Raw genomic sequence first — 17,534 nt, 5'->3', positions numbered from 1 at the left:
GCTTCTAGCCATGAAGACCCCTAACGATCCCCTAATTAGAAAATCATCCGGGGTCACAACTCCAAGGTGAGCCACGGCGCCTATATTTAAGCTGTCAACTCGGCCTTTCGCGGTAACGAGGGGTGAATTTGGGATTCGGATACGAAAACGCTCCGTGCGCGCATAAATCGCTCCGAGCTAAACCCCCGGAATATAGTATGTCTTTAGCGTAACCTGATCGCGGTCTTCGGGGATGACCTGGATGCCGGTGTTGTGCTGACCGACGGGCTGCTCGGTCCGCCCGGGGCTCACATCCTCTACGTCAATACAACGTTCGAGCGCATGACCGGCTTTAACCGGGACGAAATCGTGGGAAAAGATCCGCGAATTTTTCAGGGTCGAGGCCCTAGTCTGGCGGCGCGAAAGCTAATGGCGCGCGCTTTGCGAGCCGGTGAGCGCCGCGCCACCACCCTGGTCAATTACCGAAAATCCGGCGAGGCCTATCTCTGTTCGATCGAGGTGTTCCCGATCCTCGACCCGGATGGCGTGCTGGTCAACGTCGTGGCCCTGGAGCGCGAGGTCGAGCGGCGACCGGGGCGGCATCCCGCCTATCGCCCGACCAGCATCGAGGATGAACGCTCCTAGGCCAGGGCGTCGGCTTTCCAGGCAAGGTATTCCGGAGTTTGCAGCAAGCGTTCGCAATAGGCCTCGGCGGCGCCTGTGTCGCCGTGGTTGGACAGCCTGATCCCATAGGTGCGGAAGCGCGTCGCCACCGGCGTGTAAAAGGCGTCGGCGATCGACCATTTGCCCAGCAGGAACGGTCCGCCCGAGCGCTCCAGCAGCTGGTTCCAGCGCAGGACGATCTTGCGGACGTCGGCCTGGGTGGCCGGAGAGATGTCCACGACCTTGCGGGTTTCCAGCTCCATCGGGCATTCGCCGCGCAGGGCCGAGAAGCCCGAATGCATTTCGGCCGCCGCCGCGCGGCCGATGGCCCGCAGGGCCGGATCGGCAGGCCACAGCAAGGCCTCCGGATAGGTCTCGTGCAGGTATTCGCAGATCGCCAGCGAGTCCCAGACCACCAGGTCGCCGTCCTTGACCACCGGCACCAGGCTGGTGGGTGAGTGCTTGGCGAGTTCGGCCTCGGAGGTCTCGGCATGGCGCAGCTCGACCAGGGTCTCGGTGAAGGTGGCGCCCGTGTGCTTGAGCGCCAGCCAGGGGCGCAGCGACCAGCTGGACCACCTCTTGGTGCCGATGACGATTTCCATGGCGGTCTCCTTGAGGTCAGACAGGCGAGCGTCTGGGCTTAGCGCGCCTGCCGCTGGCCGACAACGCCAGGATATCTAGGGTCTTTGACTTGTGGCCTGACAGGCTGGAGAAGCGGCTTGGGGCCGCGGAAAAGCATAGGCCCAGGGATAGGTCTCGTTCGGCGCACCGGGGTCGGCGGCCACGGTCCGTAGCGAACGGGCGCGGTTGAGCGCCTCGACGGAAACAATCTGGGCCGAGCGCCAAGGCGTCGACGGGCGTTGCGCGGAGGGATGCATGACGTGGCCTCGAAGACGACCGTCTGTCGCGGCCATGAGGTCCATTGAAAACCGCTGCGCCTGAACCGGCATCAGCGTCTTTGTTGTCGAGCGTTCATCTCCACGTCTGGAATGACCGCGATTTCCCCTCTGGCCTTGGCGCTTCCCTTACGTCTATGGTCGGCGCAACGATTAGAACAAGTGTTTGAAGGGAGAGGCCCAGAATGGCTCAGGCGAATGCGCCGAGCAGCGGCAAACCGCTGTACTCGAATGGCTACAAGGCCACGGTTCTGGGGCTGCTGCTGGCCACCTACACCTTCAACTTCATCGACCGCACGATTATCGCCACCATCGGCCAGGCCATCAAGGTCGATCTCAAGCTCACCGACACCCAACTCGGCCTACTTGGCGGCCTCTATTTCGCCCTGCTCTACACGCTGCTCGGCATCCCGATCGCCCGGCTGGCGGAGCGCTGGAACCGGGTCAGCATCATCTCGATCTCGCTGGTCGTCTGGTCGGGCTTCACCGCCCTCTGCGGTAGCGCCGGCAGTTTCGCCCAATTGGCTCTCTATAGATTCGGGGTCGGGGTCGGCGAGGCGGGTTGCTCGCCCCCAAGCCACTCGCTGATCAGCGACTATTATGCGCCCAAGCAGCGCGCCTCGGCGCTGTCGATCTACTCGTTCGGCATTCCCCTGGGCACGATGTTCGGGGCGATCATCGGCGGCTGGCTGGCCCAGGAGTTCAGCTGGCGCGTGGCCTTCGTCATCGTCGGCCTGCCCGGCATCATCCTGGCGGTCATCGTCAAGCTGGTGGTCAAGGAGCCGCCCCGCGGCCACTCCGAGGCCAAGGAGCATCCGCTCGAAGCCGAGGATGTGGTGGTCGAGCCGCCCAAGCCGGCCTTCTCGCTCGCCAATGAGTTTCACGAGATCTGGGCGGTGATGAAGACACTGTTCGGCAAATGGCCCGTGCTGAACATGATACTGGGCGTCACCATCGCCTCGTTCGGCTCCTACGGCTCAGGCGCCTTCGTGCCGTCTTATTTCGTCCGGGAGTTCCATCTCGGCTACGCCCAAGTCGGTCTGATCACCGGGGTGGTCGCGGGCTTCTCGGCCGGCATCGGCACCCTGGTCGGCGGCTTCTTGGGCGACTGGGCGGGACGGCGCAGCGCCAAGTGGTACGCCCTGGTCCCGGCCATAGGCTTGCTGATCGCCACCCCGATCTACATTACCGCCTATCTGCAGACCGACTGGCAGACGACCGCCCTGATCCTGCTGATCCCCGGCATCTTCCACTATGTGTATCTGGCCCCGACCTTCGGCGTCGTCCAGAACTCGGTCGAGCCGCGCCGCCGGGCCACCGCCACGGCCTTGCTGTTCTTCTTCCTCAACCTGATCGCCCTGGGTGGCGGGCCGGTGTTTACCGGCTGGCTGATCGACCATCTGGCGCAGCACAATTTCAATACGCCCGACGCTGGCGGCCTGATCGACACCGTGCTGGCCTCGTTCGGCCGCCATGCCGACGCCGCCAACTTCGCGGCGACCTGCCCAGGCGGCGTCGCCCCCAAGGGCTCGCCCGTCGAACTGGCCAAGCTATGCAACACCACCCTGGCCCATTCCAGCAAGCAGGGGATCATCGTCTCCCTGTGCTTCTACGCCTGGGCGTCGCTGCACTACGCCTTGGCCGCCATCGGCATGGTCAAGCACATGAAGGAGCGGTCGGTGGCTCAGGGTTAGGAACCCGCTAGAGTGGGTTTGCTTTAGACTGAACCGTTGCCTTTTGATCCTTTCATCCCGGCAAAAGCCGGATAAAAAGGAGTTTAGGGGTGACGCTTCAATGTGAAGCGAACGCGCTCTAGCCCGCTCACGCCCCCACCGCCCAATACCGATAACAATAGGCCGGAGCGAACCCCAGCCCGCTGTACAGCGCGATAGCCGGGGCATTATCGGCCTCGACCTGGAGGTAGGCCCGCCGGGCGCCCTGTCCCTCGGCCATGTCCAGCAGCGCGCCCAGAATCCGCCGCGCCAGGCCCTTGCGGCGGTGGCCAGGCAAGGTGCGCATGCCGAAGATTCCGGCCCAATCGCCCTCGACCGCCGCAGCGCCCAGGGCGGCGGTCTGGCCGTCGATGTCCATCCGGCCGAAGAAGGCCGGGGCGGGGATGCGGCCCAGGGCGTCCAGCCGTTCGCGGGCCTCGGCGGCGTTGCCGGCCGCGCTCGCCAGGAACACCGCCTCGAAGGCCGGATCTGGGGTGGCGGAGAGAGTCACGGCTTCGTCCGCATCGCCCGTCGTGGCGCCCGTCATCACCAGGGTCTCGTGGGCGGGCCGGTAGCCCCGGGCCGTCAGGTGCTCGGCGAGATTGGCGGGGACCGCCGCCCCGTCCGCCAGCTTGAAACAGGCCGGCGCGCCGCGCGCCGCGTAGAAGGCCTCGACCGCGTCGATCGCCTCGTCGGCGGGTCGGCCGGGCTCGTCCAATGGCCAGCAGGCGTTGATGCGCCGCGACCAGCCATCCGAAGCCTTCAGCCGCCACCCGCCCAAGGCGGCAGTTTCGCGGGCCGGCCAGGCGCGGTCGGCGATCGGTTCGAGCAGGCGCGGATCGATGATCATGCAGCCTTTGTAGCAGACGAGCGCCCCAAAGGTCCTCGCCGTGGGGCCCCGTGGGGGAAGCGGTCGCGAAGCGACCGGTGGGAGGAGTTTTAGGAGGGTTGATCCGGGCTGGGCGGCCTTCCGCACACTCCCCCTCCGTTGGCTTCGCCGACACCTCCCCCACAGGGCCCCACAGAGGAAGAAGCTGCGCCTAAAGCGGCTTCAGATTGTTGGCGGCGATCTTTCCGCGCTCCTCGGCGCTGTCGAAGCTTACCTTCTGGCCCTCATCAAGGCTGCGCAGCCCCGCGCGCTCGACGGCGCTGATGTGGACGAACACATCCTTGCCGCCGTCATCGGGTTGGATGAAGCCAAAGCCCTTGGTGCCGTTGAACCATTTCACAACGCCGGTCGCCATGCGGAAGTCTCCTCGAGAGCGCCAAACCAGTGCCCGGACAAGCGGGCGGGTAACAATCGCAGTTGTCCGGGTAGCGGTAGCAGGCCCAAATCCAGGATTGCGCGGCAGAGTGGACACGCCCCTGTAGAGGGGTCAATTCAAAAAACACCGGTATACTCAAGCGTGCGCGGGGGCCTAGTGCTCGGCCAGAAGGGCCTCGACCAGGCCATGGGCCTCGGGGCTGGACCAGTCGGCGTCGCCCGCCAACCTGGCGCGCTCGCGGCCCTGCTTGTCGTAGATCACCGTCGTCGGATAGCCCTCGGCGCGGGGATCCAGCGCGAACGACAGCTTGTAACCGGGGTCGCGATAGACCTGCAGTGGGCTGTTGGCGGTCATCTGAGCCTGGACCAGGTTGAGGTCGCTGTCGCGATCGACGCTGATCGGCAGCACCTTCAGCGGCTGGGTCGCGTAGCTGGCCTGCAGCTTGGCCAGGGTGGGCATCTCTTTCTTGCACGGCGCGCACCAGGTGGCCCACAGGTTCATCACCACCACCTGGCCCTTGAAATCGGCGAGGGTCAGGGATTTTCCGGCGCCATCGGTAAACACCGTGGTCGGCTGGCCGCGCGGCGCGGCCGGCACATCCAGCTTCGCCAGGGACGCTTTCTTGAATTCGTTGAGGTCGGTGACACCTGCGGGTTTGAACGAAGCTGCGCCGATGACGTATAGAACCGCCGCGACGCCGATGATCACCGCGGCGGCGATGACCCACTTCAGCGGGCCGGGCTTGCGCGCGGCTTGTTCCCTGTCTGACTGGAATTCGCTCATATGACCGACAACGCCTCCGATAAGCCTCAGACCGCGACGGGCGGACAGGGCCAAGCCATGTGGGGCGGCAGGTTCTCGGCCAAGCCGGCGGAGCTGATGCAGGCGATCAATGTCAGCATCGGCTTCGACAAGCGCCTGTGGAGCCAGGACCTGGCGGGCTCCCGCGCCCATGCGCGGATGTTGATCAGTCAAGGCGTGATTGCAAGCGAAGACGGCGAGGAAATCCTCAAGGGTCTCGACGCCATCGAGGGCGAGATCACGGCGGGAGCCTTTCCGTTTCGCGACGAATACGAAGACATCCACATGAACATCGAGGCCCGGCTGCGCGAGTTGATCGGCCCGGTGGCCGGCCGCCTGCACACCGCCCGCTCGCGCAACGACCAGGTGGCCGTCGATTTCCGGCTGTGGGTGCGCGAGGCCTGCGAGAGGTCTGCAGCCCAACTGGCGTCTTTGCAAAAAGCGCTGGTCGCCCAGGCCGAGGCCTATGCCGACGCCCTGATGCCGGGCTTCACCCACCTGCAACCGGCCCAGCCGGTGACCTTCGGCCACCACCTGATGGCCTATGTCGAGATGTTCGGCCGCGACGCTTCGCGGTTCCGCGACGCCCGAACCCGGATGAACGAGTGCCCGCTGGGCGCTGCGGCCCTGGCCGGTTCGCCCTTCCCGATCGACCGCCACGCCACGGCCGCCGAACTCGGTTTTGACCGCCCGACCGCCAATTCGCTGGACAGTGTCTCGGCGCGTGACTTCGCGCTGGAAGCCCTGTCGGCCGCCACGATCGCCGCCACGCACCTGTCGCGCCTGGCCGAGGAGATCGTGCTGTGGACGACGCCAATGTTTGGCTTCATCAAGCTGACCGACGCCTTCACGACCGGCAGCTCGATCATGCCGCAAAAGAAGAACCCCGACGCCGCCGAGCTGATCCGAGCCAAGGTCGGGCGGATCCTGGGAAGCCTCACCACCCTGACCGTGGTGATGAAGGGCCTGCCGCTGGCCTATTCCAAGGACATGCAGGAGGACAAGGTCCCGACCTTCGAGGCCTTCGACGCCTTGGAGCTGTCCCTGCTGGCCACGGCCGGCATGGTCGCCGACCTGACGCCCAACACCGAGAAGATGGCCGCCGCCGCCGGCGCGGGTTTCTCGACCGCGACGGACCTGGCCGATTGGCTGGTCCGCGAACTGAACATGCCTTTCCGCGACGCGCACCACGTGACAGGCTCGGCGGTGAAGGCGGCCGAAACCAAGGGCGTTGATCTGGCGGAACTGGCGCTCGCCGACTTGCAGGCAATCGAGCCGCGCATCACCTCTGAAGTTTATACCGTGCTCACGCCCGCCGCCTCGGCGGCGAGCCGCATCAGCTATGGTGGGACCGCTCCCACCCAGGTTCGCGCCCAGATCGCGCGTTGGAAGGAACTGCTCGGATGATCCGTCCTATCGCCCTCATCACCCTGGCCGCCCTGGCCCTGTCGGCCACCGCCTGTGGCAAGCAGGCCGAGTTGGAGCGCCCCGCTCCGCTGTGGAACGCCCAGAAGAAGGCCGTCTACGAGGCCCAGCGCCGGCAGTCCTCGGCCCAGGTCAACAAGCCGGCGCGCGCCAATGGCACGCAGGAAAACATTGACCCGGCGTCCAGCAACCGCACCACCCGCGCCGCGCCCCTGGCCGGCACGGCCCCCGACCCCTTCGGTGGCCCCTCGGGCGCCGGCTTCCCGAGCGCGCAACCGAACTAGCGCGTCCCTTCACCAACGCCGCATCGTTTTCCCCGTCTCCCCGGCGAAGGCCGGGGCCCAGGTGAAACCCTGCCGTGGCTCCTGATGAATCTGGGTCCCGGCCTTCGCCGGGAAGACGGAGGTTGGGGGCTTGACCTTAGAGAGCTGCTAGACTCGTGAACCATTTCGAATACGGCCCCGAGGGGTTGGCCTGTGAAGGCGTCCCGCTGGCTCGCATCGCGGCCCAGGTCGGCACGCCGGTCTATGTCTATTCCCGCGCCACGCTGGAGCGGCACTTCACGGTGTTTCGCGACGCCCTGACGGCCGCCTGTGTGGTTGATCCGCTGATCGCCTATGCGGTGAAGGCCAATTCCAATGTGGCCGTGTTGAAGGTGCTGGGCGACCTGGGGGCCGGCGCCGACACGGTATCCGAGGGCGAGGTCCGACGGGCCCTGGCGGCCGGCATCCCCGGCGATCGCATCGTGTTCTCGGGCGTCGGCAAGAAGCGCGGCGAGATCGCGTTTGCCCTGCAAGCTGGCGTCGCCGAGATCAACGTCGAGTCAGAGCCCGAGCTGAACCTGGTCGCAGCGGTGGCCGCCGAGCTAGGCGTCAAGGCCAAGGTGGCGTTTCGGGTCAATCCAGACGTCGCGGCCGGCGGTCATGCCAAGATCGCCACCGGCAAGTCCGAGAACAAGTTCGGCGTGTCGTTCGCCGAGGCCGCGCGGCTCTACGCCAACGCCAGCAACCACGCAAACCTCGAACCGATCGGCGTGGCCTGCCATATCGGCAGCCAGATCACCGACCTTTCGCCCATGCGCCAGGCCTTCACCAAAATGCGCGGCCTGGTCGAGCAGCTGCTGGGCGAGGGCTTGCATGTCGAGCGCCTGGACCTGGGCGGCGGCCTGGGCGTGCCCTATTTCGACATGCCCGCCCCGCCCTCGCCCGCCGACTTCGCGGCCATGGTCAGCGAGGTGACCCAGGGCCTGCCCGTCAAGCTGGCCTTCGAGCCGGGCCGGGTGATCGCCGCCAACGCCGGGGTGCTGGTCAGCGAGGTGATCCATGTCCACGAACGGCCGGAGGGCAAGCGCTTCCTGGTCATCGACGCGGCCATGAACGACTTGATCCGCCCGGCCATGTACGACGCCTTCCACGACATCCGCCCGCTGATCCCGCGCGCCGGCGAGATGACCTATGACGTGGTGGGACCCATCTGCGAAACGGGCGACACCTTCACCCGCGATCGCGCCCTGCCGCCGCTGGCGTCGGGAGATCTCGTGGCCTTCATGTCGGCCGGCGCCTATGGCGCGGCCATGGCCAGCGAATACAACACACGCCCGCTGGCGCCCGAGGTGCTGGTGGACGCCGATAAGTTCGCGGTCATTCGCGAGCGGCCGACGTATGAGGAGATGCTGAGCCGGGACGTGGTGCCGGACTGGGTCTAAGGGCGTCGTTGTCAAATCGACCAAGGCGGCCTATGTTCAGGCCTATGCCAGAGGCTTCGACCGTGGGTTACGAGAAACACGTCAGACTATTCCGTAACGGCCGAAACCAAGCCGTGCGAATTCCGCGCGGGCTGGAGTTTCCCGGCGATGAAGCAATCCTGCGCAGAGATGGTGACAAGCTGATCCTCGAACCAGCCCCGCCTCGGTCGTTGTTGGCCGTACTGGCGTCGTTGCAGCCAATCGAAGAGGATTTCGATCCAATCGACGATCCGGCGCCGGAGCCTGTCGAGCTTTGAGTCAGGGTTGGCTGCTAGACACCAACATCCTGTCGGACTTGGTGCGCAATCCAGCGGGTCGGGTGGCCGAACACATCAGGCAACGTGGCGAAGCCAATGTCCGCACCAGCGTCATTGTAGCCGCGGAACTGCGATTTGGCGCTGCCAAGAAGGGCTCCGCGCGCTTAGCTACGCAATTGGAAGCGATCTTGGCGGTGATCCAAATCCTACCGCTCACGCCTCCTGCTGACCGCCTCTACGGCGAAATTCGCGCTAAACTGGAAAGCGTCGGCACGCCGATAGGCGGCAACGACATGTTGATCGCTGCCCACGCCCTAGCCGGTGACGACATTTTGGTAACCAACAACGATCGTGAATTCTCGCGTGTCGAAGGCCTGTCGATCGAGAACTGGCTCCGTTAGTCCAGCGCCCCGATATAGGGCAGCCCCCGGCTCTTGCCTTCGTCGTCCAGCCCATACCCGACCAGATACCGGGCAGGGGCTTCCCAGGCCACGAAGTCGGGTTCGATGCGGGGCTTGTCCCAGGGCTTGCGGGCGAAGACGGCGGTCATGACTTCGCTGGCGCCGGCGTCCTTGACCAGGCGGGCGGCTTCGCCCAGCGACAGGCCGGTGTCGAGCACGTCGTCCAAGACCAGGGCGCGGCGGCCGATCAGCGGGCGTTGCAAGTCGGCGCGGACCTCGCAGCGGCCAGAGCTCTTGCGTTCGTCATGGTAGGAGGCCAGCCACAGGGCGTCGAAGCGCACGTCGCGGCCGGCGCGCCACAGGGCCCGGGTCAGGTCGGCGGCGAACCACAGGCCGCCGGTCAGCAGGCAGACGGCGACGGTATCGTTGTCGATGCGCGGCGCGATGGCCTGGGCCAGGGCTTCCACCCGCTCGGCGATCTCCTCTTGCGAGATCAGGACTTCGGGGGCGACGCGGTCGGTCATGTGCGGATTCTTCAGTGGTGGGGAGCCGGCTCGGCCGCTCCGGTCTCATGAGCGGGGCCCTCATGTCCAGCCCCTTGCGCGCTCTGGAACGGGGAAGCGTCGCCCGCGGCGATGTGGGCCGGCTGGTCTTGCGCGCCGCGCAGGGTGGGCGCCTCGTGGTCGGAAACCTTCTCCACATGCGGCGCCGCGCCGGCCGACCTGGCGGCCCCAGGCTCCAGGGCGAAGCCGATCTCCAGGGTGTTGGCGGTGCGCGGCGGATCCAGCAGGGTGACCGAGAAGTGGCGGGTCTGACTGGGTGGGATCATCGGATCGGCCGCGGCGGCCAGCTTGCCGGCAACGCGCTTCTGGTGCTCGTTCAGCAGCGCGACCCGCAGCGGCGGGGTGGCGACGGTGTGGTCGGTGATGTTGCGGATGACGCCGGTGATGGTGATGGCGGCGTGGCCCTCGTGCATCGTCGGCTCGGCCTTCAGGCCCTCGACCACCAGGCCGACATTGTTCACCGGCATGCGGGCGAAGGCGTAGGCGCCGGCCGTGGTCGGCCACAGGTGGGCGACGTTCAGGCGGAAGACGCCGGCTCCGACCAGGATGACGACCATCACCGCGACCATGCCGCCCCAGATGACGCCGGTGGTCTTGGCTTCCTTCAGCCGCCGCTCGGCGTCGGCGCGGGCCCGGAACACCTTGGGCAGTTCCTCGCCGGGAAGAGCGCTGACGGGGGCGTCGGGATCATCGACCGGGTTGGTCGGGCCATCCAGCGCGGCCATGGCGGGATCAGCCGCCAGGTCAGCCGCCGAGGGTTCGTCGAACAGGTCGAGGGCGTCTTCGTTGCGGGCCGTCCAACGGGCGCCGCAGGACGCGCAACGCACGACACGGCCAGCCGCGCCAACCTTTGAGTCATCGACGAAATAGCGGCTGGCGCACTCTGGACAGGTCAGTATCATGGCCGCGAATCGGACGCTCCCCGCTCCTACCTCACGAGGTCGCCGATTTTGCCAGCCATGTCCACAAGCCCCAGCGACACACCCTTGCGCATCGACGAAGATCTGGACGATGGCTCCGTCCCCGTCGTTCGCTTCGAGGGCGTCTCGATGCGGTATGGACGAGGGCCTGAAACCCTGAGCGACCTCGCTTTTTCCTTATACCCAGGGTCTTTCCATTTCCTCACCGGCCCGTCTGGCTCGGGCAAGAGTTCGTTGCTCAAGCTGATCTATCTGGCTCACCGTGCGTCACGGGGTCGCGTGCAGTTGTTCGGCCGCGACGTGAGCCTGGTGAAGGGCGAGGACCTGCCGTTCCTGCGCCGGCGCATCGGCGTGGTGTTTCAAGAATTCCGGCTGCTGGAGCACCTGTCAGTGTTCGACAACGCGGCCTTGCCGCTGCGCATTTCGGGCCGCAAGCCGGCCACCTATCGCGACGACGTGGCCGAGCTGCTGCATTGGGTGGGGCTGGGCGAACGCATGCACGCTCTTCCCGCCACTCTGTCGGGCGGCGAGAAGCAGCGGCTGGCCATCGCCCGCGCCGTGGTCGACCGGCCCGACGTGCTTCTGGCCGACGAGCCGACCGGCAATGTTGATCCGGCCATGTCGCTGCGCCTGCTGCGGCTGTTCGTGGAGCTGAACCGCCTGGGCACCACGGTGCTGATCGCCACCCACGACGAGGATCTGGTCGCCCGTGCCAACCGCCCTACCCTGCATCTGGAAAACGGCAGGCTGGTCGATTTCGGCGAGGCCGAGGCCGACGGCGAAGACGACTATGGTGACGAGCCCTACGACGAGGAGGACGAGGCATGAGCCAGGCCTTCACCGTCGCCCGCTGGAAGCCGGGTCCGCTACTGCCACCGCGCGACGCCCGTGACGGCTCGCTGGTGTTCGTGGTCGCGGTGCTGTGCTTTCTCGCCTGCCTGACCGCCCTGGCCGCCCTGGCCTCGACCCGAGCCGCCACCGGCTGGACCTCGCAACTGACCGGCTCGGCCACCGTCGTGGTCCGGCCCCGGTCCAACGAGACGCCCGACAGCGCCGCCGCGCGCGCGGCCGAGACCCTGTCGGGCGTCAAAGGCGTGACCGAGGCCCGCGCCTTGACCAAGGACAAGGCCGAGGCCCTGCTCGAACCGTGGATCGGCCGCGAGGCGCTGATCGCCGACCTGCCCGTGCCGCGTCTGGTTACCCTGGATCTCGATCCCAAGGGACCGGCCACGGCCGAAACCCTGGCTGCGGCGCTCAAGGAAGCCAATGTCGACGCCGTGGTCGATGACCATAGCCGCTGGATCGCCGACATCGAGCGCGCCGCGCGCCTGGCCGGCTGGGCGGCGATCGGCGTCTTCGCCCTCATCGCCTCGGCGGCGGCGGCGGTGATCATCTTCGCCACCCGCGCCGCCTTGGCCGCGCGGCACGATGTGATCGAGATCCTGCACTTCTCCGGCGCCGAGGACGGCTTCATCGCCGCCCTGTTCCAGAACCGGTTCGCGGGCATGGCCTTCATCGCCGGCTTGCTGGGCGGCGCGGCTGCGGCCATGATCGGGGCGGCGGCGCGGCTCGTGGGGGGCGGCCAGGGACTGACGCCAGTCCTGCCGCTGGCCTGGATCGATCTGCTGGCGCCCTTGCCCTGCCCGTTGGTGGCGGCGCTGGTGGCCGGGATCGCGGCCCGCGCCGCCTCCCTACGCCTGTTGAGAGCCATGCCATGAAGAGCATCGCAGCCATACTGATCCTGGTGATGATCTGGTTCGTGGGCCTGCTGGCCTTCACCAGTCGCGTGGATCAATCGACGCCGGCCCAGGAGCCGCCGGTCTCGGACGGGGTGGTGGTGCTGACCGGCGCCTCGAACGTTCGGCTTGAAGAGGCGACCAAGCTACTGGAAGCCGGCAAGGGCAAGCGCCTGCTGATCTCCGGCGTCAACCGCGAAGCGTCCCGCGAAGACGTGCTGGGCGTCACCAAAGCGGTGCGGCCGATCTACGAGTGCTGCGTCGACCTGGGCTACGCCGCCGCCGACACCATCGGCAACGCCAGCGAAACCGCCGAATGGGCCAAGGCCAAGGACTATCGCAGCCTGATCGTCGTCACCGCCGACTATCACATGCCGCGCTCGATGCTGGAACTGCGCGCCGCCATGCCCGGCGTGTCCCTGCATCCCTATCCAGTCGTCACCGAGAGCCTCAACGCCCACCGCTGGTGGAAGGGCGGCACGAGCGCTCGGCGGATGACCGTGGAATATTGCAAGTACCTGGCGATTCTGGGCCGCGAGGCGTTCCTGAAGCTGGGTCCCAGGGAGAAGGCGAGCCAGAACACCGGCAAGCCCTCGAAGGAAGCGTCTTGATCTATCTACGGTCTTTCCTGTTCCAGCTGTTCTTCTGGCTGTGGTCGGTGGCCACGGCCATCGCCATGATCGTGACCTTCCCCCTGCCCCGCCGGTTCAACACCTGGTCACTGTCGATCTGGGCCAAGGGCCTGATCTGGGGGCTGCGCTGGCTGGCCGGCGTCAAGGTCGAGGTGCGCGGCGAGCAGTTCCGGCCGACCGGACCGGCCCTGGTCGCGGCCAAGCACCAGTCGATGTTCGACGTCTTCAGCCAGTTCGCCCTGCTGCCCGACGCCTGTTTCGTCATGAAGAAGGAGCTGCTGATGGTGCCGCTGTTCGGCTGGCATGGTCAGAAGGCTGGCATGATCGTCATCGACCGCGCCGGCCACTCCACGGCGCTGAAGAAGCTGGTGCGCGACGCTGTCGAGCGCATGAAGGAAACCCGCCAAGTGGTGATCTTCCCGGAAGGTACGCGCGGCGATGTCGGGGTCGCGGGCGACTACAAGCCCGGCATCGCGGCCCTCTATCGCGAGCTCGATATGCCGGTCACGCCCCTGGCCCTGAACTGCGGCGTCCACTGGCCCAAGGGCATGCTGCGGCCGCCCGGCACGATCGTCTTCGAATACCTGCCGCCAATCCCCGCCGGCCTGAAGCGCGGCGAGTTCATGCGCGAGCTCCAGACCCGCATCGACACCGCCACCAAGGCCCTGGAAGACGAAGGGCTGTAAGCTGGCACGCGAAGATTGCGGGAAACCTCGCCTAGTATAGGCTCCTCCAAAGAGGGAGTGATCAAAATGGGCGAACTGCGGCTTGCGGCACAGACTGCTTTAACAGGCGCCGCGACTCTGCTCGTCTAGATGAGTCTTGGCCTGTCCAACGCCGTGGCGAGCGAAAAGGCCGTTCGGGCGACCGCCGGCGACTGCGCAGTGCTATCGGCGATGTTCAGAGAACCCGAAAGTCTCGTGAGCCTGCGCGACCTGCTAGCCGGACATTTCAGCTACGGCCCGGCCGACGCGGCTGGCTTTCAGAATGCCTTTCCCCAACTGACTGACACTGAGGCGACTGACCTTGCCCTGGGCGCTCCAAAGTCCGAAGGCCGGCATTTCGTCCCGGCTTGCGATTGGCGCAAACTCGGCTTCGGCTGGAGTGAAAGATCCCTACACGTCGCCGACTATCCTTGGAACGAAGTCGGCCGACCGGTCATCTCCGCCTCTGGCACGATCGCCTTCGTCTCCACCTATGCACAGTGGGCGTCGCTAGCCGGCGAAGGCCGCAACTGTCTACTGCGCAAACGCAACGGCACCTGGCGGACGGAGAGCTGCGTAAGCAACGGGATTGTGTCGTAGAATCCGTTAGGCGGCCTCTCGCGCCTCCACCATCGCCAGCAAGGTCTCCATCGCCCGGTCGCGCAACCCGTCCTCGCGCAGGTGCAGTACGAGGTCGCGCAGGTAGTCGATATTGCGCCCCGACAGGCCCGTCGCCCCGGCGATCAGCGCGCATTGCTGGTCCAGGGTGAGGGCGCCCGCCCACTGGCTGTGCTTCATGTCCGACAGGAAGACGAGCGCGGAAGTCTTTCCGTCTCCGTCGATCTTCACCTCTGACCAGGCCTCGAAATAGGTCTCGGTCGGCTGCTCGCGTTCGCGCAGATAGGCATAGACTTCAGGCCATTGCGCCGCCGCGACGCGGTAGACCACGCCACGCGTCGCGCCGCCGGGCGCCAAGCCTAAAACCAGCCCCGGGCGCTCATAGGTCCCCCGGTGATGGACCGAATAGATGCAGAACGCCCGCCGTCGCCCATGGAGCACGGCCGTTCTTCGCTCTATGAACGGGAACCCAGGCCGCCACATGAGCGATCCATACCCAAATACCCAGCGGTCTTCGCTGTCAGACGCCATCACTCTTCCCGACCGGAGCCGCTCTTTTCATGACCAATAACGCCGCCGCACCGTCCCGCAAGCCCCGGCGTCGTGGTCTGCTGGCGCCTTTCGTGGTGCTGTTGATAGTTGCTCTGGCCTGGAGCCTCGGCTGGTTCTGGCTGCGCGGCCAGGTCGAGCAGCGGATGGACGCTACGGCCTTGTCGATGAAGTCGCGCGGCTACGACCTGTCGTGGGAAACCCGAACCTTCAGCGGCTTTCCCTTCCGCATGGATATCACCCTGACCGACGCCCGGGTCGCCGAACCGTCGGGTTGGGCCTTGCGAGCGCCGCGGCTAAAGGGCGAGGCCAACGCCTACAGCCTGGGCCATTGGGTGGTGGTCGCCCCGGCTGGCGTGGTGATGACGCGGCCGATCAATGGCGACGTGACGATTACGGGCCAGGCCTTGCGGGCCAGCTTCGCGGGCTTCGACAAATATCCGCCGCGCATCTCGGTCGAGGGCGCCAACCTGCTCTTCACCCCCGCCGCCGGCGCCGCGCCGTTCCCGCTGCTGTCAACGGCCGGCCTGGTGCTGCACATCGTGCCGGGTCCCGATGATCAGGCCGCCATCCTGTTCAAGGCCGACGGCGCCAAGGCCCAGTTCACCGGCCTGCTGGGCCGCATCGCCCAGGACCGCACCGCCGCCCTGATGTGGGACATCCGCCTGAGCAAGGTCAGCGCCCTGCGCGGAACAAGCTGGGCCGACGCCGTGCGCGACTGGTCCCAGGCGGGCGGCGCTCTCAGCGTCCAGCAAGGCAAGGTCAAGGCGGGCGAGGCCTTGCTCGACGCCAAGACCGGCGCCCTGACCGTTGGCGAGAATGGCCGCCTCCAGGGCGCGCTGGACGTCACCGTCCGCGAGACCCCCACGCCCGGCCAGGCGTTGCAGAGCCCCGAAGCCGCCGCCGCTGCGGTCGCCCAAGCCCTGGGCCGCGATCCAGAGATTTCGGCCACTCTGAAGTTCGAGAACGGCCGCACACGGCTGGGACTGTTCGACACCGGGCCGTCGCCGCGCGTTTATTGAGCTCAGGCAGCGGCGTCGATCGGCTCGATCAACGCGATGTCGCCCGCCAGCGCGCGCTTGGCCGTCTCCAAATCATAACGGGTCTGGAGGTTGAGCCAGAACTGCGCGGTGGCCCCGAACAGCTTTTCCAGACGCAAGGCCGTATCGACGGTCACCGGCGTCTGGCCACGAACCAGCTTCTCGATGCGCGGTCGCGCGATATGCAGGCGCTTGGCGGTTTTTCCCGGCGAAAGGCCGAAAGGCCTGATGAATTCCTCCAGCAGAATCTCGCCCGGATGAACCGGGGCGAGAGGGTCTGCGGGGCTGGCGATGTGGGCGGGCATCGCGGTTTCCTCGATTGGTTAGGCTGCCGAGCCTAGTGGTAGTCAACGAACTCAACGTCGGCCGGACCGGCGTCCGTCCACTTGAACACCAGTTGAAACGGGTCGTTCACGCGGATCGAATGCTGTCCCGCTCGAACGCCCAAAAGCGCCTCCAACCGATTGCCCGGCGGGAAGCGGAGATCCTCAAGCAAGGTCGCCGCTTGCAGCATTTCCAGCTTTCGCTTCGCAGGTCTCAGCAGGTCGGCAGGGAAACCCTTGCCAGGCTTGATCCCGTCAAAGATCGCCTTGGCCCGCGCGTCCCTGAAGCTCTGGATCGCCGTTCACGTCGTCCGCCCTCGACAGAGATCGGATCGCAAGGTGATCCATAATACATGGAGACGTATCGTGACGCGACACACGCCCCACCTATGCGCAGACCATGCGAGCGTTCTGTCACGCAACTTTCTTCCCGTGACCTCGCCCTATTGCGCCTTCGGCGGCAAAGTCTATGGTCCGGCCTCCAATTTCGGGGATAGATCATGGGGAACGAGGCGGACGAGGCGACGCCTTCGCTGGACGAGGTCCGATGGCGGATCGACGCCATCGACGGTGAGCTGCTGGCCCTGCTCGACGAGCGGGCCGGCCTGGCGCGCGCCGTGGCGGCGGCCAAACAGGCGTCCGGTGACACCGGCTTTGGCCTGCGCCCCGCCCGCGAGGCTTTGATTGTCCGCAAGCTCCTGTCGGCGCCCCGCACCGCCGCCAGCGACGCCCTGGTCATTCGCATTTGGCGCGAGCTGATGTCCGACAGCCTGACCCGCCAGGGCCCCTATCACCTGACCGTCTGGGGAGGGAAGGATCCCGCCCGCGCCGTGGAACTGGCCCGCCTGCGCTTCGGCGTCGCCCCGCCGATGAAGGTGGTCGCCACCGACAAGGACGCCCTGGCCGCCGCCAAGACCCCCTGGGGGGTATCCGTCCTGGCCCTGACACAAGACAGCGCTTGGTGGGGCCGCTTGCTGGCCGAACCGAAGCTGAAGATCTTCGCCGCCCTGCCCTGCCTGGAGCGCTGGGGGCCGCAGGCCGCCTTCGCGGTGGCCGAGGTCGAGGTCGAACCGACCGGCGGCGACCAGACCTTCTGGGTCACCGACAGCGCCAAGGGCGCCCACGCCATAGTCGAGGCCCTCGCGGTCGATGGCGTCGCCGCAGAACTGGTCGCCGAGGCCGGCGGGCTGAAGCTGTTCTCGCTGCTGGGCTTCTACCAGGTCGGCGACGAGCGCCTGGCCCGCGCGCCGGGGTATCTGACGGGCGTCATCGGGGCTGCGCCCACCCCCTTCGACGTGTAGAACAG

At 66.6% G+C, this 17,534-nt stretch carries 23 protein-coding genes; 14 read left to right on the top strand and 9 right to left on the bottom strand.

From position 1 onward, the window contains the following. The first annotated feature begins 213 nt into the window (after positions 1 to 213). Positions 214 to 624 (top strand): PAS domain-containing protein, encoded by a 411-nt coding sequence (locus ACP7AG_RS03335; protein WP_426029838.1) that lies wholly within the window; start codon positions 214 to 216, stop codon positions 622 to 624. On the opposite strand, the gene ACP7AG_RS03330 is transcribed toward ACP7AG_RS03335, so the two are convergent. Beyond that, positions 621 to 1,244: a glutathione S-transferase family protein gene (locus ACP7AG_RS03330; RefSeq protein WP_426029773.1), complete on the bottom strand. Its 624-nt coding sequence runs from the start codon at positions 1,242 to 1,244 to the stop codon at positions 621 to 623. The genes ACP7AG_RS03335 and ACP7AG_RS03330 overlap by 4 nt on opposite strands. Positions 1,245 to 1,723: 479 nt before the next feature. On the opposite strand from ACP7AG_RS03330, the gene ACP7AG_RS03325 reads away from it, so the two are divergent. Further along, positions 1,724 to 3,232, top strand: a complete 1,509-nt coding sequence (locus tag ACP7AG_RS03325) for an MFS transporter (RefSeq protein WP_426029772.1) — start codon at positions 1,724 to 1,726, stop codon at positions 3,230 to 3,232. 127 nt (positions 3,233 to 3,359) lie between these two features. On the opposite strand, the gene ACP7AG_RS03320 is transcribed toward ACP7AG_RS03325, so the two are convergent. From ACP7AG_RS03320 to ACP7AG_RS03310, 3 genes are all read right to left on the bottom strand, one after another. Beyond that, positions 3,360 to 4,100, bottom strand: coding sequence for a GNAT family N-acetyltransferase (locus ACP7AG_RS03320; protein WP_426029771.1), 741 nt, complete (start codon positions 4,098 to 4,100; stop codon positions 3,360 to 3,362). A gap of 190 nt (positions 4,101 to 4,290) precedes the next feature. After that, positions 4,291 to 4,494, bottom strand: a complete 204-nt coding sequence (locus ACP7AG_RS03315; RefSeq protein ID WP_426013564.1) for a cold-shock protein — start codon at positions 4,492 to 4,494, stop codon at positions 4,291 to 4,293. Positions 4,495 to 4,668: 174 nt separating this feature from the next. Further along, positions 4,669 to 5,298: a TlpA family protein disulfide reductase gene (locus ACP7AG_RS03310; RefSeq protein ID WP_426029770.1), complete on the bottom strand. Its 630-nt coding sequence runs from the start codon at positions 5,296 to 5,298 to the stop codon at positions 4,669 to 4,671. On the opposite strand from ACP7AG_RS03310, the gene argH reads away from it, so the two are divergent. The 5 genes from argH to ACP7AG_RS03285 all read left to right on the top strand — a co-directional run bounded on the left by argH (position 5,299) and on the right by ACP7AG_RS03285 (position 9,143). Continuing rightward, the gene (gene argH, locus ACP7AG_RS03305) at positions 5,299 to 6,723 is read left to right on the top strand and encodes an argininosuccinate lyase (protein WP_426029769.1); all 1,425 of its coding nucleotides are present in this window, start codon (positions 5,299 to 5,301) and stop codon (positions 6,721 to 6,723) included. Then, positions 6,720 to 7,025 (top strand): hypothetical protein, encoded by a 306-nt coding sequence (locus ACP7AG_RS03300; RefSeq protein WP_426013568.1) that lies wholly within the window; start codon positions 6,720 to 6,722, stop codon positions 7,023 to 7,025. The genes argH and ACP7AG_RS03300 overlap by 4 nt, the downstream gene beginning before the upstream one ends. A gap of 155 nt (positions 7,026 to 7,180) precedes the next feature. Next, positions 7,181 to 8,446, top strand: a complete 1,266-nt coding sequence (lysA, locus tag ACP7AG_RS03295; RefSeq protein WP_426029768.1) for a diaminopimelate decarboxylase — start codon at positions 7,181 to 7,183, stop codon at positions 8,444 to 8,446. Between the two features lie 62 nt (positions 8,447 to 8,508). Beyond that, positions 8,509 to 8,742, top strand: a complete 234-nt coding sequence (locus ACP7AG_RS03290; protein ID WP_426013571.1) for an antitoxin — start codon at positions 8,509 to 8,511, stop codon at positions 8,740 to 8,742. Then, positions 8,739 to 9,143 (top strand): type II toxin-antitoxin system VapC family toxin, encoded by a 405-nt coding sequence (locus ACP7AG_RS03285; protein WP_426013573.1) that lies wholly within the window; start codon positions 8,739 to 8,741, stop codon positions 9,141 to 9,143. Before ACP7AG_RS03290 ends, ACP7AG_RS03285 begins: the two co-directional genes overlap by 4 nt. Here the strand turns inward: ACP7AG_RS03285 and ACP7AG_RS03280 are convergent. Next, positions 9,140 to 9,667 (bottom strand): phosphoribosyltransferase, encoded by a 528-nt coding sequence (locus tag ACP7AG_RS03280; protein ID WP_426013575.1) that lies wholly within the window; start codon positions 9,665 to 9,667, stop codon positions 9,140 to 9,142. The genes ACP7AG_RS03285 and ACP7AG_RS03280 overlap by 4 nt on opposite strands. A gap of 11 nt (positions 9,668 to 9,678) precedes the next feature. Next, complete coding sequence (locus ACP7AG_RS03275) at positions 9,679 to 10,608, bottom strand: MJ0042-type zinc finger domain-containing protein (RefSeq protein ID WP_426013577.1); 930 nt, start codon at positions 10,606 to 10,608, stop codon at positions 9,679 to 9,681. 57 nt (positions 10,609 to 10,665) lie between these two features. Between ACP7AG_RS03275 and ftsE the strand changes: the two genes are divergently transcribed. The 5 genes from ftsE (at position 10,666) to ACP7AG_RS03250 (ending at position 14,298) form a co-directional block, all read left to right on the top strand. Next, positions 10,666 to 11,454, top strand: coding sequence for a cell division ATP-binding protein FtsE (ftsE, locus tag ACP7AG_RS03270; protein ID WP_426013579.1), 789 nt, complete (start codon positions 10,666 to 10,668; stop codon positions 11,452 to 11,454). Beyond that, the gene (locus tag ACP7AG_RS03265) at positions 11,451 to 12,344 is read left to right on the top strand and encodes a cell division protein FtsX (protein ID WP_426013580.1); all 894 of its coding nucleotides are present in this window, start codon (positions 11,451 to 11,453) and stop codon (positions 12,342 to 12,344) included. Before ftsE ends, ACP7AG_RS03265 begins: the two co-directional genes overlap by 4 nt. Next, positions 12,341 to 12,973, top strand: coding sequence for a YdcF family protein (locus ACP7AG_RS03260; RefSeq protein WP_426029767.1), 633 nt, complete (start codon positions 12,341 to 12,343; stop codon positions 12,971 to 12,973). The genes ACP7AG_RS03265 and ACP7AG_RS03260 overlap by 4 nt, the downstream gene beginning before the upstream one ends. Beyond that, positions 12,970 to 13,680 carry a lysophospholipid acyltransferase family protein gene (locus ACP7AG_RS03255; RefSeq protein WP_426013584.1) on the top strand — a complete coding sequence of 237 codons (711 nt, stop codon included), beginning with the start codon at positions 12,970 to 12,972 and terminating at the stop codon, positions 13,678 to 13,680. Before ACP7AG_RS03260 ends, ACP7AG_RS03255 begins: the two co-directional genes overlap by 4 nt. Positions 13,681 to 13,809: 129 nt before the next feature. Continuing rightward, positions 13,810 to 14,298 carry a hypothetical protein gene (locus ACP7AG_RS03250; RefSeq protein ID WP_426029766.1) on the top strand — a complete coding sequence of 163 codons (489 nt, stop codon included), beginning with the start codon at positions 13,810 to 13,812 and terminating at the stop codon, positions 14,296 to 14,298. Positions 14,299 to 14,304: 6 nt separating this feature from the next. On the opposite strand, the gene ACP7AG_RS03245 is transcribed toward ACP7AG_RS03250, so the two are convergent. Beyond that, complete coding sequence (locus ACP7AG_RS03245; RefSeq protein ID WP_426029765.1) at positions 14,305 to 14,847, bottom strand: gamma-glutamylcyclotransferase; 543 nt, start codon at positions 14,845 to 14,847, stop codon at positions 14,305 to 14,307. A gap of 29 nt (positions 14,848 to 14,876) precedes the next feature. Here ACP7AG_RS03245 and ACP7AG_RS03240 point away from each other — a divergent pair, with 29 nt between their 5' ends. Further along, entirely contained in the window at positions 14,877 to 15,887 is a 1,011-nt protein-coding gene (locus ACP7AG_RS03240; protein WP_426013589.1) for a DUF2125 domain-containing protein, read from the top strand. 2 nt (positions 15,888 to 15,889) lie between these two features. Here ACP7AG_RS03240 and ACP7AG_RS03235 read toward each other — a convergent pair whose 3' ends face one another. Next, positions 15,890 to 16,210, bottom strand: a complete 321-nt coding sequence (locus ACP7AG_RS03235) for a HigA family addiction module antitoxin (protein ID WP_426013590.1) — start codon at positions 16,208 to 16,210, stop codon at positions 15,890 to 15,892. A 32-nt stretch (positions 16,211 to 16,242) separates the two neighbouring features. Then, positions 16,243 to 16,524, bottom strand: a complete 282-nt coding sequence (locus ACP7AG_RS03230) for a type II toxin-antitoxin system RelE/ParE family toxin (protein WP_426013801.1) — start codon at positions 16,522 to 16,524, stop codon at positions 16,243 to 16,245. A 204-nt stretch (positions 16,525 to 16,728) separates the two neighbouring features. On the opposite strand from ACP7AG_RS03230, the gene ACP7AG_RS03225 reads away from it, so the two are divergent. Further along, a complete protein-coding gene (locus tag ACP7AG_RS03225) occupies positions 16,729 to 17,529 on the top strand; it encodes a chorismate mutase (protein WP_426029764.1) in 801 nt (266 codons plus the stop codon). Positions 17,530 to 17,534 lie beyond the last annotated feature (5 nt).

The sequence above is a fragment of the Caulobacter sp. DWP3-1-3b2 genome, assembly GCF_049896325.1.
Taxonomy (GTDB): Bacteria; Pseudomonadota; Alphaproteobacteria; order Caulobacterales; family Caulobacteraceae; genus Caulobacter.
Note: the sequence above shows the minus strand (reverse complement) of the source record. Positions and strands in the feature narration are given on the sequence as shown.

Coding starts and splice junctions, on each gene's coding strand:
- ACP7AG_RS03330 (WP_426029773.1), bottom strand. CDS start 1,244: ATGGAAATCGTCATCGGCACCAAGAGGTGGTCCAGCTGGTCGCTGCGC.
- ACP7AG_RS03315 (WP_426013564.1), bottom strand. CDS start 4,494: ATGGCGACCGGCGTTGTGAAATGGTTCAACGGCACCAAGGGCTTTGGC.
- ACP7AG_RS03300 (WP_426013568.1), top strand. CDS start 6,720: ATGATCCGTCCTATCGCCCTCATCACCCTGGCCGCCCTGGCCCTGTCG.
- ACP7AG_RS03245 (WP_426029765.1), bottom strand. CDS start 14,847: ATGGCGTCTGACAGCGAAGACCGCTGGGTATTTGGGTATGGATCGCTC.
- ACP7AG_RS03235 (WP_426013590.1), bottom strand. CDS start 16,210: ATGCCCGCCCACATCGCCAGCCCCGCAGACCCTCTCGCCCCGGTTCAT.
- ACP7AG_RS03265 (WP_426013580.1), top strand. CDS start 11,451: ATGAGCCAGGCCTTCACCGTCGCCCGCTGGAAGCCGGGTCCGCTACTG.
- ACP7AG_RS03240 (WP_426013589.1), top strand. CDS start 14,877: ATGACCAATAACGCCGCCGCACCGTCCCGCAAGCCCCGGCGTCGTGGT.
- ACP7AG_RS03225 (WP_426029764.1), top strand. CDS start 16,729: ATGGGGAACGAGGCGGACGAGGCGACGCCTTCGCTGGACGAGGTCCGA.
- ftsE (WP_426013579.1), top strand. CDS start 10,666: ATGTCCACAAGCCCCAGCGACACACCCTTGCGCATCGACGAAGATCTG.
- ACP7AG_RS03325 (WP_426029772.1), top strand. CDS start 1,724: ATGGCTCAGGCGAATGCGCCGAGCAGCGGCAAACCGCTGTACTCGAAT.
- ACP7AG_RS03260 (WP_426029767.1), top strand. CDS start 12,341: ATGAAGAGCATCGCAGCCATACTGATCCTGGTGATGATCTGGTTCGTG.
- ACP7AG_RS03310 (WP_426029770.1), bottom strand. CDS start 5,298: ATGAGCGAATTCCAGTCAGACAGGGAACAAGCCGCGCGCAAGCCCGGC.
- ACP7AG_RS03275 (WP_426013577.1), bottom strand. CDS start 10,608: ATGATACTGACCTGTCCAGAGTGCGCCAGCCGCTATTTCGTCGATGAC.
- argH (WP_426029769.1), top strand. CDS start 5,299: ATGACCGACAACGCCTCCGATAAGCCTCAGACCGCGACGGGCGGACAG.
- ACP7AG_RS03250 (WP_426029766.1), top strand. CDS start 13,810: ATGAGTCTTGGCCTGTCCAACGCCGTGGCGAGCGAAAAGGCCGTTCGG.
- ACP7AG_RS03320 (WP_426029771.1), bottom strand. CDS start 4,100: ATGATCATCGATCCGCGCCTGCTCGAACCGATCGCCGACCGCGCCTGG.
- ACP7AG_RS03280 (WP_426013575.1), bottom strand. CDS start 9,667: ATGACCGACCGCGTCGCCCCCGAAGTCCTGATCTCGCAAGAGGAGATC.